General features: G+C 44.9%; 8 protein-coding genes. 6 read left to right on the plus strand and 2 right to left on the minus strand.

Annotated features, from left to right (window positions below):
• Positions 1-276 precede the first annotated feature (276 nt).
• On the minus strand, positions 277-1425 hold the full coding sequence (yiaY, locus tag MZ182_RS05940; protein ID WP_011790132.1) for an L-threonine dehydrogenase: 1149 nt from the start codon (positions 1423-1425) through the stop codon (positions 277-279).
• 337 nt (positions 1426-1762) lie between these two features.
• Here yiaY and MZ182_RS05945 point away from each other — a divergent pair, with 337 nt between their 5' ends.
• The gene (locus tag MZ182_RS05945; protein WP_011790131.1) at positions 1763-2239 is read left to right on the plus strand and encodes a MarR family winged helix-turn-helix transcriptional regulator; all 477 of its coding nucleotides are present in this window, start codon (positions 1763-1765) and stop codon (positions 2237-2239) included.
• Between the two features lie 95 nt (positions 2240-2334).
• Here MZ182_RS05945 and MZ182_RS05950 read toward each other — a convergent pair whose 3' ends face one another.
• Positions 2335-2967 (minus strand): peptidylprolyl isomerase, encoded by a 633-nt coding sequence (locus MZ182_RS05950; protein ID WP_248065633.1) that lies wholly within the window; start codon positions 2965-2967, stop codon positions 2335-2337.
• A gap of 512 nt (positions 2968-3479) precedes the next feature.
• On the opposite strand from MZ182_RS05950, the gene malQ reads away from it, so the two are divergent.
• The 5 genes from malQ to glgC all read left to right on the plus strand — a co-directional run bounded on the left by malQ (position 3480) and on the right by glgC (position 14067).
• Positions 3480-5717: a 4-alpha-glucanotransferase gene (malQ, locus tag MZ182_RS05955; RefSeq protein ID WP_248065634.1), complete on the plus strand. Its 2238-nt coding sequence runs from the start codon at positions 3480-3482 to the stop codon at positions 5715-5717.
• Positions 5718-5781: 64 nt separating this feature from the next.
• Complete coding sequence (gene glgB, locus MZ182_RS05960; protein ID WP_248065635.1) at positions 5782-8019, plus strand: 1,4-alpha-glucan branching protein GlgB; 2238 nt, start codon at positions 5782-5784, stop codon at positions 8017-8019.
• Positions 8016-10223 (plus strand): glycogen debranching protein GlgX, encoded by a 2208-nt coding sequence (gene glgX / locus MZ182_RS05965; protein ID WP_248065636.1) that lies wholly within the window; start codon positions 8016-8018, stop codon positions 10221-10223. The genes glgB and glgX overlap by 4 nt, the downstream gene beginning before the upstream one ends.
• Before the next feature lie 2 nt (positions 10224-10225).
• The gene (locus tag MZ182_RS05970) at positions 10226-12754 is read left to right on the plus strand and encodes a glycogen/starch/alpha-glucan phosphorylase (protein WP_248065637.1); all 2529 of its coding nucleotides are present in this window, start codon (positions 10226-10228) and stop codon (positions 12752-12754) included.
• A gap of 50 nt (positions 12755-12804) precedes the next feature.
• Positions 12805-14067: a glucose-1-phosphate adenylyltransferase gene (gene glgC / locus MZ182_RS05975; protein ID WP_248065638.1), complete on the plus strand. Its 1263-nt coding sequence runs from the start codon at positions 12805-12807 to the stop codon at positions 14065-14067.
• Positions 14068-14085 lie beyond the last annotated feature (18 nt).

Raw genomic sequence — 14085 nt, forward strand, 5'->3', positions numbered from 1 at the left:
TATATCATTTCGCTATGAATATTTGAGTCTCAGATCCTTTCTTCTTAAATATGCTGATTTGTGAGTGTTTTGTCAGTGTAAAAGCGCATAGATACTGACTTTTATGTTATTTTTTGTTGCCCAATTTTTAATATCTAATTGTCTTATAGAAATTGTGATAGAAAGGCCTCAATAGCGCGCCGATCATCCGTGCACTATTGAGGCCTAAAACGAATTCATTGAAGAATGATGTCGCATTGACTTATGCGCATGACAGCGAATCGTTTCTCACGCAAATTACAGCGCGTTAGTGAAGATCTGGCAGATCTCTGCGTGTGTCGCTTGTTTTGGGTTAGTAAAGCCACAGGCGTCTTTCAACGCGTTATCTGCAAGTGTTGGAATATCTTCTGCTTTTACACCTAATAAGGTCAGATTTTCTGGGATCTTAACTGAAACGGATAGCTTTTTAATTGCGCTAATCGCAGCATTGGCACCTTGTTCATCTGTCATCGCAGAGACATCAACCCCCATCGCTTTAGCAATATCTTTTAAACGGGCGGGTACAACCTGCGCATTATACTCTTGCACATGGGGCAGCAGTAGCGCATTACAGACACCGTGGGGCAAATCATAAAAACCACCTAATTGGTGTGCCATGGCATGTACATAACCTAAACTGGCGTTGTTAAAGGCCATTCCTGCAAGAAACTGAGCATAGGCCATTTGTTCGCGGGCGTTGATGTCTTGACCGTTTTCAACTGCGTTGATTAAGTTTGCCTGAATTAATTCAATGGCCTTGATCGCGCAGGCATCGGTAATTGGGTTGGCTGCCGTAGATACATACGCTTCGACCGCGTGAGTCAATGCATCCATTCCTGTTGCTGCCGTTAGACTGGCGGGCTTTTTCAGCATTAACTCAGGATCGTTAACGGATAGTAAGGGGGTGGTGTGCTTATCGACAATTGCCATTTTTATATGGCGTGCTTCATCGGTAATGATACAGAAGCGGGTCATCTCACTGGCAGTGCCTGCGGTTGTATTAATAGCGACTAATGGCAACTGTGGTTTAGCGGATTTATCTAGACCTTCATAGTCTTTAATACTGCCACCATTGGTAGCGACAAGGGCAATACCCTTTGCGCAATCGTGGGGTGAGCCACCACCTAATGAAATCACAAAATCGCAGTTATTTGTTTTCAGCAATGCTAAACCCGCCTCAACATTCGTGACAGTTGGGTTTGGTTGAACACCATCAAATATGGTTGCAGTTATGCCATTTTTACCAAGTTTTTCTGCAATTTCACCCACTAAACCTATTTTAACAAGGGGTTTATCAGTGACAATCAAGGCACGTTTAAACCCTAAGGTTTTAATATCTCCGATAGCATCGTCTACTGCGCCTTGGCCTAATACATTGACAGAAGGAATAAAAAATTTAGCAGCCATAAAGTCACCTATTTACTTGTGATATAAAGTTGTTTTCTTTTCTTGTTACTAAACTACCAACTTGACTGGGGGTAATTTGTGACGCAGATCGAATTGAAGGCTTATTTGTAAGTGATTTCCCACTAAAGTTGGAGCTCGGTAACTAAATTGTGGTCTTTTATGACGAGAATTAGGCTAGATATACGATATGATTTTGAAGAGATTTATACAGCTTGAGTTTAATAGGCAAAAAGCCACATTTTATCTTTAACATGCCTCATTTTACTGAAATAAAGTGCTGGGATGAGTTCAATCTCACTTTCTGGTAAGGTGTTGAAGATAACTAGGGTAGGATTATATGGAAAAGTACGAACAACTATTGATTTCACTGCGCCGGGTGATCCGCGCTATCGATATTCATTCTCGCCAATTGAACAAACATTCAGGTTTAACTGGGCCACAATTGATGGTGATGCAAAAAATTGCTCAACTAGATGCTCCCCTTGCAAAACAAGTTGCTGAAGAAATTACGCTAAGTCCTGCGACAGTGACCACCATTATTGATCGTCTCGAGGGGCGTGGTTTAGTGATACGCAAACGGAGTGATACAGATAAACGTAAAGTGCATTTATCTTTAAGTGATGCTGGGCGGAGCTTATTACAAGATTCACCGAAACCGTTACAAGATCACTTTATCAAGCGTTATCAAAATCTTGAAGAATGGGAGCAAAGCCAATTGCTTTCGGCGGTTGAGCGTATAGCGGTGATGATGGATGCCGATAAAATTGATGCCGCACCTATGCTTTTAGTGGGAAAAATCCAAGGGGATGAGTGAGAGTCATACCGCCAATATTGGTTAAGTTAAGCATTTTTAAGCTATTTCACTTTCGTGCTGTATTGACTTAAAAGCAGGTACAACTCCTATAGCACTTAATCTGTTGGACAGTGGGTTTCGGACACAGTGTTAATAAAAATCTCTTGTACAGGGGTGTCAATAAAACCGTCAACCGTTTTTGTTGGCACTATGCTTATCTGATCGACCACATCCATACCTTTTACTACTTTACCAAATACCGCATAGCCGTAGCTGTTAGTCGACGCATCCAGTTGTGGATTATCCAAAATATTAATAAAAAACTGAGAGGTCGCAGAGTTTGATGCCTTGGTCCGAGCCATAGCGACAGTGCCGCGTTTATTGCTTATCCCAATAGAGGCCTCATTTTTAATCGGTGCGTCTGTAGATTTAGCGTTTAATCCAGTGGTAAATCCGCCGCCTTGAATGACGAAGTTATTGACGGTCCTATGGAATAAAGTTCCATTATAGAAAGACTTATCAACATAGTGTTTAAAGTTTTTCCCAGTGATGGGCATATTTGTGAGATCGATGGCCAAAGTGAACTCACCTTTAGAAGTGTGCATAAGATAACAAATATCTGCAGATAACGAGGGAGGAATTGGATTTGGTGTAGGGGGTGTCGTCGTTGTTTCATCATCGCTTCCACCGCATCCTATTAATGCTATGGTCAAACTGCCAGCTAAAACGAATCCTGTTAACATTTTCATCCTAATATCCTTATCTTGAGTTATTTTCGTTACAGGTAGATTTAGAGCCTAAGATCGTTGATCGAACTAGAATGGCTTGATGTTTCTTCTTGATATCGACATCGAATGGTGACAGAGAATATGATCGGAGTTCAAGTTGGAAAGTACTTTTGATACAAAGTGTTGCAGCTTTTTATCGGTTGATGATTCGGTTTTGCTATCGAAGGTGGATTAGGATGCGCTCTCGCAATATCTAGGTTTTTTCCCCTCATTTATATCCACGCGCATTTTCGGCGCATTGCACCTTTTTTAATCATTTAGCGCTTCAATTTAGTGCACTTAAAGTATTTAACATCTACTTCAACGTCAGTGGATTTTGTGTTTTTAAGCAGAATAAATGACCAACTGACTGATTTATCAATTATCTTTCCTGTCATATGGCTGAAATAAATCTGTCGTCATGTTGTTACTTTATGCTGGCATGGTTACTGCGTATCTAAAGCTATGGATGAGCAGTCGCGGAGGCGACAAATATGGGGCTGGAGAAGTTGCTGTATTTGCGAGGGGTTGGAGCAGAGTTTACGGATTGCTTTGGCCAGTATATCCGCATTTCTGAAACCGATAGACAAGGCATTCTAACGTGCATGTTGCTGGATAATGCCTCTACTGATGGTGATCCCCAGTTCGCATCTGCTGCGCAGGCGTTATTGAGTGATGAGTCAATCGCACAACAAATTTATGAGCTTGATGCGCTTCCTTGGACCCAAGTGTTGCCTGAGTTTCAATGGTGTTTTGTCGATGAACCTTGGATAAGCCTTTATCTTCCATATAGTTACAAAACTGATATCAATATCACTATCCATTGTGAGGATGGCGAGTCGATCCTATTAAATGTGCCATTTTCTACACTGAAAGTGATTGGAGATTATCGGATCCCAGAGGCTCAAGGAGAACGTCAGTATATACAATATCGACTTGATCTCATTGAGTATGGTGTCAAAAACAACACACTTTACACTCAAACAAACATGGCCGATGAAGGACTCAATCATTTCCCAGTATTGGGTTTAGGTTACCATACAATTACTTTTGTATTACCGCCAACGGCGCTTGTCAGTCATGATCTTTTAGAGGCTCAGGTATTCCATGGCACGCTAATGGTGGCGCCACGTACGGCATATCAAGGCGTGCTAAGTACTGCTATCCAAGGAAAACGCCATAAACCATGGGGCGTGAGTATTCAACTTTACAGTTTACGTAGTGAAACCCAATGGGGAATAGGTGACTTTGGTGATCTTGAAGCGCTTATCACTTTAGTTGCAACACAGGGCGCTGATTTTATTCAACTTAACCCATTGCATGCCCTTGATATTGCCGCACCTGAACACTCAAGCCCATACAGTCCTTGCGATCGCCGTAGACTCAATCCTCTCTATATTCATATGCAAAGCGTACCCGAGTACGAGTTACTCGCCACAGAGTTTGCTTCATCGAGCTGGCAAGAGGCGATTCATGCACTACATCAAGATAATTGGCTTAATTACCCTAAAATAACCGATCTGAAATACCGAGCTTTTGCTCGTTTATATTGCCTATTCTGTGAAAAGCATTTAGCACTACAAACCCCCAGAGCAAAACATTTCCATGACTTTGTGGCTGAGCAGGGCGCTGCACTGCTGGAATTTGCCGAAGCGGAATGTCTTAGAAGTCCAAGGGCAATTGTGCAGGACGCAGGATTTTATCTGTACTTACAATTTGTCGCACAAAGTCAGTTAGCACTTTGCCAATTAAAAGCGAAAGAAGCGGGAATGGGGATTGGCCTCATTCGCGATCTTGCCGTTGGCGCCGCACTTCATGGCGTAGAAGTTCAAGCCAATGTGGCGCAGTTTTGTTTGAATGTGAGCATAGGTGCACCGCCTGATCCCTTTGCACCACAAGGGCAAAATTGGGGACTAACGCCATTAGATCCTATCAAACTCAAACAAGATAATTTTCGGCATTTTATCGCGCTTATGCGCGCCAACATGGAACATTGCGGCGCACTGCGAATTGATCATGTGATGGGATTGCTGCGTTTATGGTGGTGGCCGCTGGATAAAAATTTAGGTAAGGGTGCCTATGTTTATTACCCCGTTGAAACCTTGCTTGCCATTGTTTGCCTTGAAAGCCAACGAGCCCGTTGTGTCGTGATTGGGGAAGATTTAGGGCTAGTGCCTCCTGATATTATTCATCGACTTTATAACGCAGGTATTAACGGGAATGAGTTGTTTTATTTTTGCCGCGACCATCAGGGTTTTAAAGCTCCCAGTCAGTACAAACCCCAAAGTTTAATGATGCTTGCCAATCATGATGTGCCCACTTTAGTCGCTTGGTGGAGTGGCAGTGATTTGCACCTGAGGCGGCAATTATCTCTGTTTGAAACCGACGATCAATTAGCCAGTGCCTTAGCTGAACGAGCGCATGAAAAACAGCAATTACTTTCTCTTTTAGTGCACCAAGGCCTATTAGGTGAAACAAGTATTCAGGAAATAGACATACCAAGCTTATTAACAGCATGGATGACCTTAGGGGCCTCGGGTAACAGTGCGCTTTACAGTGTGCAATGGTGCGATTTGTTAGCCGATAGCTATGCGGTCAATATTCCGGGGACTTGGCTCGAATACCCTAATTGGCAAAGGCATTTACCCCAAGGGATTGAGCAGGCGGCAAAGATGCCAGAGCTTCTGCAGCGGCTACAACATATCGCCGCTGCTAGGCAGTTGCCTCACTAACAATGTAATGCAGCAAAACCGACAGACTGCCTGATTGAACCATTGATTGATAAACGGAAGCAAAATGATGACTCAAGCCAATGCTTACTTCTATAACGGTGCCGATGTGGCGCTGCTCAACGGTCAATATACGGACGTATTTTCACTCTTAGGCATGCACACTTCTGAAGATGGAAAATCGTTAATTGTTAGGTGTTTTTTACGCAATGCGCTCAAGGTTGATGTGATTAGCATTAAAGATGGTCGTAGGGTAGCGGGTCTTGAGAAGGTCAATGATGCGGGCTTGTTTGCAGGTACTATGGGACGGCGAGTTAAGCCATTTCTGTACTTGTTGCGAATACAATATCCGCTTAGCCAAATAGAAATTGTCGATCCCTATCAGTTTGGTCCTTTACTCAATGCCGATGATTTATATCTGTTTGGTGAAGGGAGTGCAGAGCGAGCATACGAATTTTTAGGAGCGAACTGGCGCGATGTTGAAGGTATTGAAGGAGTACATTTTTGTGTATGGGCGCCTAATGCTAAACGGGTTTCTGTGGTCGGTGATTTTAACCACTGGGATGATACTCGGCATGTGATGCGCCAACATATGGCCAATGGTTTGTGGGAGATTTTTCTGCCCAACGTGGCGGAAGGTGCGCACTACAAATTTGATTTGGTCCACCCAAATGGAGAACGCCACGCAAAATCGGATCCAATGGCGACTCAAATGGAGTGTGCGCCGCATAATGCGTCTATTGTTCCTAAAAAATCCAAACACAGTTGGAAAGATACATTATGGTTGAACAAGCGAGCAGTAACGGCGTGGCATAAAGCCCCCATGGCGATTTATGAAGTCCACTTAGGTTCATGGCGACGTAAGGGCGATAATGGTGAGCAATATCTTGATTATCAAGATCTAATTGAACAACTTATTCCCTATGCCAAAGCCCAAGGTTTCACCCATATTGAATTAATGCCCATCAGTGAATATCCCTTTGATGGCTCATGGGGATATCAGCCAGTAGGTCTATATGCCCCGACCCATAGATTTGGTGATGCTAACGGCCTTAAGGCATTTGTGGATGCCTGCCATCAGGCGGATATCGGTGTGGTTCTCGATTGGGTTGCGGCACATTTCCCTAAGGATCCCCACGGCCTAGTGCGTTTTGATGGTACTTGTTTGTATGAACATGAAGATCCGCGCAAGGGCACGCATCCTGACTGGGACACGTTAATTTACAACTATGGGCGTGGCGAAGTGCGTAGCTTTTTACTGAGCAATGCATGCTATTGGCTACGTGAGTTTCATTTTGATGGCTTGAGGCTCGATGCGGTATCGTCGATGTTGTACCTTGATTACAGCCGTGAGCCGGGTCAATGGCTACCGAATGCCTATGGTGGTCGAGAAAACCTCGAAGCCATCAGTTTTCTGCAAATGCTGAATCAACGCTTGTATCAAGCCTTTCCCGGTATTTGCATGATAGCCGAAGAGTCCACCGCCTTTGCGGGCGTCACAAAACCGACAGTTCATCATGGTTTGGGCTTTGGTTTTAAATGGAATATGGGGTGGATGAATGACAGCTTAAGTTACTTAAGCCGTGATCCCATTTATCGTCAATACCATCATCATCAACTGACCTTCAGTTTAATGTATGCCTATACCGAGCAATTTATGTTGTCGGTGAGCCATGATGAGGTGGTCCATGGCAAGGGCTCACTATTGCATAAAATTCCCGGTGACGATTGGCAAAAATTTGCTACTTTGCGCGCTTATTACGGTTTTATGTGGGGGCATCCCGGTAAGAAGTTGCTGTTCATGGGCAGTGAATTTGCTCAGCGGGATGAGTGGGATCATAACCACAGCTTGGATTGGCATTTATTAGCGTTTGAACCACACCAAGGGGTGCAACGCTGGCTTAAGGATCTGAATCAGTTATACCAAGGCATGTCTGCGTTATCAGTGCTTGACTATCAACCCGCAGGCTTTCGTTGGCTTGACTGCGATAATGGCAGTGCCAGTATTTTTACCTTTGTGCGCTATGGCCTTGCGGGGGATGCACCCCTCGTCTTTGTCATCAATATGACACCCAGTGTTCATCATGGATTTCGTATCGGTTTACCCCAAGCGGGGGATTTTTGTGAGTACCTCAATAGCGATAGCTATCTTTATTGTGGTAGCAACCAAGGTAATGCAGGTCTTGTGGTTGCCCAAAACCAACCATGGCAGGGGATGGAGTCGAGTGCACTTATTACGGTACCACCCCTTAGCTGTTTAGTCCTTGGCCCTGCTGCCAATCAGGTTGAGGCTAAAAGAAGATGACGGCAAGGCAAATAGTCACACCTTTGCCTGCGACGAGTATTCATTTGCCATTTGAACTTGCGGCAGGAAAACCTTTTCCATTAGGGGCGACCGTCGATGATCATGGCGTTAATTTCGCCTTATTTTCCGCTAATGCAACAGGGGTTGAACTGTGCTTATTTGACGATAAAGGTGACAGTGAAATTTATCGTATTGCCTTTAGTGAGCAAACCCAGCAGATATGGCATTGCTATGTACATGGTTTAAAGGCGGGGCAACTCTATGGTTATCGTGTTTATGGTCTTTATGAGCCGCAGCTTGGGCACAGATTTAATCCCTATAAACTGCTGCAAGATCCCTATGCTCGCCAATTAGTTGGCCTATATCAACACCATGATGCTAACTATGGTTATGAGTTAAATAATATCAATGAAGATTTATCATTCAGCACCTTAGACAACGCAGCCTATGTGCCTAAATGTAAAGTGGTGGATATTCGGTCCTTGATGGCAACGGCTGAAATCCAGCCGCTTGCGCGCGACTTTAAGCCTAAACCGTTAGAGCAAAGCATTATCTATGAGATGCACCTTAAGGGATTTACGGCATCGCATCCAACAATAGATGAAAAGCAGCGGGGTACTTTTGCCGGTTTGGCCTCCCAGCCAGCTATTGATTACTTAGTTGAACTTGGAGTGACCTGCGTTGAACTGCTTCCTGTGCAATCCTTTTTTACCGAACCCTTTTTGCTTGAAAAACAGTTAACTAACTATTGGGGCTATAACAGCATTGGCTTTTTTGCACCTGAGACCAGTTACTTATCTTCCGATGATATAGGCGAGTTTCGCGTTATGGTGGATGCACTGCATGGCGCAGGCATAGAAGTCATCCTGGATGTGGTCTATAACCACAGTGCAGAAGGCAGTCGACTCGGTCCCACTTTTAGTTTTCGTGGTATCGATAACCTTAGCTATTACCGTTTGCACCCAAATGATAAACGCTTTTATATCAATGATACTGGATGTGGCAACACGTTAAATATCAATCATCCACGTATGTTGCAGTTAGTGCTCGACTCTCTGCGTTACTGGGTCGAAGTTATGGGAGTAGATGGTTTTAGATTCGATTTAGCCGCCTGCCTTGGGCGAGAAGCCTATGGCTTTGACCCCGGTTCAGGCTTTTTCGATGCACTGCTGCAGGATCCTATCTTGTGCCATGTGAAGCTGATTGCTGAACCTTGGGATATTGGTCCTGGCGGTTATCAGTTAGGCAATTTCCCCGTGGCTTTTAGTGAATGGAATGACAGATATCGGGATACTATGCGACGCTTTTGGCGCGGCGATCACGGTATGTTGCCTGAATTTGCGCGGCGTTTTCATGGCTCGGGGGATTTCTTTGAACACAGTGGGCGTCCGCCTGCTGCCAGCATTAACTTTTTAACCAGCCATGATGGATTTACCCTAAAAGATTTAGTGAGTTATACCCAGAGACACAACCTTGCTAATGGGGAAGATAATCGGGATGGTCACCAAGAAAACTTCAGTTATCACTATGGCGTTGAGGGGCCTACCTCAGATCCGCACATCTTAGCGCTTCGCAGCCGTCAGCAACGCAATCTTTTGACGACCTTATTTTTATCCCAAGGTGTACCTATGTTGCTTAGTGGTGACGAAATTGGCCGCACCCAGTTAGGAAACAATAACGCCTACTGCCAAGACAACACGCTCAATTGGTTCGATTGGTCGGTGGCCGGGATGGATAAAGCACTGTTAAGTTTTACTCAAAAGCTAATTGCCCTGCGTAAACGCTTCCCCCTCTTGTGTGCTAAACGCTTTATCCATGAGCAGTTACTCGCTAAACCTTTGGAAGCATCCGGTGCCCGTTTAGATTGGTTTAGCCGTCAAGGTGAACAAATGACTAAGAGTCTGTGGAGTGAATCCATGTGCCGTAGCCTCTGTGTTGTCTTGTCCGGTGATTTACAGGGCTGTCGTGATGGCGTTGAGATCCAGCAAGCACTGCTATTAATGGTCAATGCCGATGATAATCCCTTGGTCTTTACACCGCCCACACTCGCCCATTTAAGTCCGTGGCAATGTCTTATCCATACCCAATTAGAGGTGCCATCCCCGCTTCAAGCTGAGCCGCTGGATGCTCAGAACTCATCGATGCGATACCTGCTAGAAGATCGCAGTCTTATGCTGTTTTATGCTGATTTTATAAGGAATTAACTATGAGTAATAACAGTGAATTGAGCCAAAACATCAGCGAAGCCAAAGCGCCAAAGCGTGCCACAAAGGCGATGACGACTAAGGTATCGGGAGGAAAAACTAAATCCACTGCAGTGCCCTGTGAGCCCTGCGATGCACTGCCGGCCTCCTTTGAACGCCACGTCCGTTATGGCTTAAGCCGTGGTCAAGGCGTGAGTTGTGAGTTGTTTCAAGCACTAGCGATTAGTGTTAAGGAGCAAATGCTCGATAACTGGCGCCAAACCAGATTGAATGACAGTCGTTTTGAGCGTAAGCAAGTGGTTTATCTATCACTGGAGTTTTTAATGGGTAGGGCGTTAGGGAATGCGTTATTAAGCCTTGATTTACAAGATGAAAGCAGAGATGCGCTTAGCAAGTATGCTGTCACACTTGAGGAGTTGGAAGAAGCCGAGCATGACGCAGGTTTAGGTAATGGTGGCTTAGGTCGACTTGCCGCATGTTTTCTTGATAGTTGTGCCAGCATGGACTTGTCCGTAACGGGTTACGGCATTCGTTATGAATATGGCATGTTTGCCCAAAAAATTGTTGATGGGTATCAGGTTGAGCGCCCAGATCGCTGGCTACGTGAGGGTAACCCGTGGGAGGTGCGAGTGCCCAACCACAATGTTATCGTGCCTTTTTTTGGTCACACCGAATCCTATGTTGATAAGCAAGGACGCAGGCATATGATTTGGGTCGACACCCAAGATGTACTTGCCGTTGCCTATGATATGCCCGTGCCGGGTTACCGTAATGGTCGCGTTAATACCCTGAGGTTATGGAAGGCCGAAGCGACCGATGACTTTGATTTAGCTGAATTTAATCAAGGTGATTATACCGAGGCCGTGGCCCGTAAAAACTTGGCAGAACAGATCACTATGGTGCTCTATCCCAATGACGCAAGCGAAAACGGCAAAGAACTGCGATTACGTCAGCAATACTTTTTATCCTCCGCCAGTTTGCAGGATTTGCTTAAGCGCTGGGTTCATCATCATGGTAATGACTTTAGTGATTTTGCGGCCAAAAACGTGATCCAGTTGAACGATACCCATCCAAGCATTGCCGTCCCAGAGTTAATGCGTTTGCTGGTGGATGACTATGGATTGGAGTGGGAGGCTGCTTGGTCTATTACGACACACACTATGGCGTATACAAACCACACTTTGTTACCCGAAGCATTAGAGCGATGGCCTGTGCGAATGATGGCATTAATGTTGCCGCGCATTTTGGAAATTATTTATGAAATCAATGCTCGTTATTTAGATATTGTTGCCCACCATTGGCCAGGGGACAGTGAAAAATTGGCGAGTATGTCAATAATTCAGGACGGTCCAGATCCTCACGTTCGCATGGCTTATCTCGCGATTGTGGCGAGTTTTTCTGTCAATGGTGTGGCGGGATTGCATACGCAACTGTTGAAGTCAGGTCTCTTTAATGACTTTTATACCCTGTGGCCCCATAAGTTTAATAATCGTACCAATGGTGTTACCCCTAGACGGTGGTTAGCCCATTGTAACCCTGCACTTGCAAAGCTATTGACGGCCCATTTAGGGCATCAATGGGTGACGGATTTAAGTCAATTGACGGCATTGAATGCCTTAACCCAAGATGCGAGCTTTATTCAAAAATGGCGCGATGTTAAGCAAGCTAATAAGGTGCAGCTTGCGAATATGATATTGAAGGAATGTGCGGTCGAGTTTGATCCGAGCATGTTGTTCGATGTGCAGGTAAAACGTATCCATGAGTATAAACGTCAACTGCTCAATATCTTACATGTGATCCATCTTTATCATCAGATCCAACAAGGTCGCATCGACAATATGGTACCACGCTGCGTCTTGATCGGTGGTAAGGCGGCTCCCGGTTACTTTATGGCAAAACTTGTCATCAAACTCGCCAGTAATGTGGCGCATATGGTCAATTCTGATCCTGTGGTTGCCCCCTATTTACGTTTTGCATTTTTACCCAATTATAACGTCAGTGCCATGGAAAAAATCTGTCCAGGGACTGATCTGTCTGAGCAAATTTCGACGGCGGGTAAAGAGGCTTCCGGTACGGGCAATATGAAATTTATGATGAATGGCGCCCTGACTATAGGCACTTTAGACGGTGCGAATATCGAGATGCTTGAAGAAGTCGGTGAGGACAATTTTTTCCTCTTTGGACTCAATGCCGAGCAAGTCGTACAGATGCGCAGTCATTACCAACCTAAGCAAATTATCGCTAATTCTCCGGCATTATCCGACGTCATGGCGCTGCTGAAAAGCGGCCATTTCAATTTACTCGAACCTGGGATTTTCGATCCTATTATCGCGTCCATCGAGAGTGAAGATGATCCTTGGATGACGGCGGCGGATTTTGATAGTTATCGCACAGCCCAAGAAGCGGTTGCTCGCGTTTATAAAGATCCCAAGCTGTGGACGCAAATGAGTATTCGTAATAGTGCCGCCAGTGGCCGTTTTTCAAGTGATGTCACGATTGCCGGTTATCGCGATGAGATTTGGAAGTTGTAAGCATCAAATGAATTTATCGGCAGTAATGTGCCATATGGGGAGTAAAGCCTATGTCTAATGTACGTTATATCAGTAATTTAACTCGTGAAACCTATGCATTGATTCTGGCTGGCGGGCGGGGCTCGCGTTTGCATGAATTGACCGATTGGCGCGCTAAGCCCGCGCTCTATTTTGGTGGTAAGTTTCGCATTATTGATTTTCCCCTATCAAATTGCATCAATTCGGGGGTTCGTCGTGTGGGGGTCGTTACCCAATATAAGTCCCATTCCTTAATCCGCCATGTGATGCGTGGCTGGGGCCATTTTAAGAAAGAACTCGGGGAGTCGGTGGAGATTTTACCCGCATCACAACGTTTTTCTGAAAACTGGTATCAAGGCACTGCGGACGCTGTCTTTCAAAATATCGATATTATCCGCCATGAGTTGCCTAAATATGTAATGGTACTGTCCGGTGATCATGTTTATCGCATGGATTACGTAGGGATTTTAGCCGCCCATGCTGAATCTGGTGCGGATATGACGGTCTCTTGCCTTGAAGTGCCCATCGCCGAAGCTGCAGGCGCCTTTGGGGTGATAGAGGTCGATGACAATATGCGGATATTAGGTTTTGAAGAAAAACCGCAGCGGCCTAAACCATCCCCCGATAACCCAGAAATGTGTTTAGCATCCATGGGCAACTATGTATTTAACACAGAGTTTTTATTTGAGCAGCTCAAAAAAGACTCTCAAAACGCAACCTCTGATCGTGACTTTGGTAAAGATATTATTCCTTCGATCATCGAAAAACATAATGTGTTCGCTTATCCCTTTAAGAGTCCATTCCCGAATGAACAGGCCTATTGGCGGGATGTGGGAACATTAGACTCGTTTTGGCAAGCCAATATGGAATTACTATCGCCTACGCCAGCCTTGAATTTATATGATGCTAAGTGGCCCATTTGGACATTTCAAGAGCAATTGCCCCCAGCCAAATTTGTTTTTGATGACGATGATAGGCGTGGCATGGCGCTAGACTCTATTGTTTCTAGCGGCTGTATTATTTCAGGGGCAACAGTGCGTAGGAGCGTGCTTTTTAATGAAGTGCGCGTCTGTTCTTATTCCGTAGTGGAAGATTCGGTCGTATTGCCCGATGTGGTTGTGCTGCGCCATTGTAAGATCAAAAACGCCATCATTGACCGAGGTTGTATTATCCCCGAGGGAACGGTAATAGGTTACAACCATGACCACGATAGAGCGAAGGGATTTAGGGTCTCGGAAAAAGGCGTCACTTTAGTGACCCGCGATATGTTGGGATTACCAGTGGGTTATGAGTAGATACTCAATTTAAATCAT

This window comes from Shewanella sp. JNE2, assembly GCF_023159115.1.
GTDB classification, from domain to species: Bacteria; Pseudomonadota; Gammaproteobacteria; order Enterobacterales; family Shewanellaceae; genus Shewanella; species Shewanella putrefaciens.

Bases quoted from the DNA above. Each gene is read 5' to 3' on its own strand.
- yiaY (WP_011790132.1), bottom strand. From the start codon at position 1,425: ATGGCTGCTAAATTTTTTATTCCTTCTGTCAATGTATTAGGCCAAGGC.
- MZ182_RS05945 (WP_011790131.1), top strand. From the start codon at position 1,763: ATGGAAAAGTACGAACAACTATTGATTTCACTGCGCCGGGTGATCCGC.
- MZ182_RS05950 (WP_248065633.1), bottom strand. From the start codon at position 2,967: ATGAAAATGTTAACAGGATTCGTTTTAGCTGGCAGTTTGACCATAGCA.
- malQ (WP_248065634.1), top strand. From the start codon at position 3,480: ATGGGGCTGGAGAAGTTGCTGTATTTGCGAGGGGTTGGAGCAGAGTTT.
- glgB (WP_248065635.1), top strand. From the start codon at position 5,782: ATGATGACTCAAGCCAATGCTTACTTCTATAACGGTGCCGATGTGGCG.
- glgX (WP_248065636.1), top strand. From the start codon at position 8,016: ATGACGGCAAGGCAAATAGTCACACCTTTGCCTGCGACGAGTATTCAT.
- MZ182_RS05970 (WP_248065637.1), top strand. From the start codon at position 10,226: ATGAGTAATAACAGTGAATTGAGCCAAAACATCAGCGAAGCCAAAGCG.
- glgC (WP_248065638.1), top strand. From the start codon at position 12,805: ATGTCTAATGTACGTTATATCAGTAATTTAACTCGTGAAACCTATGCA.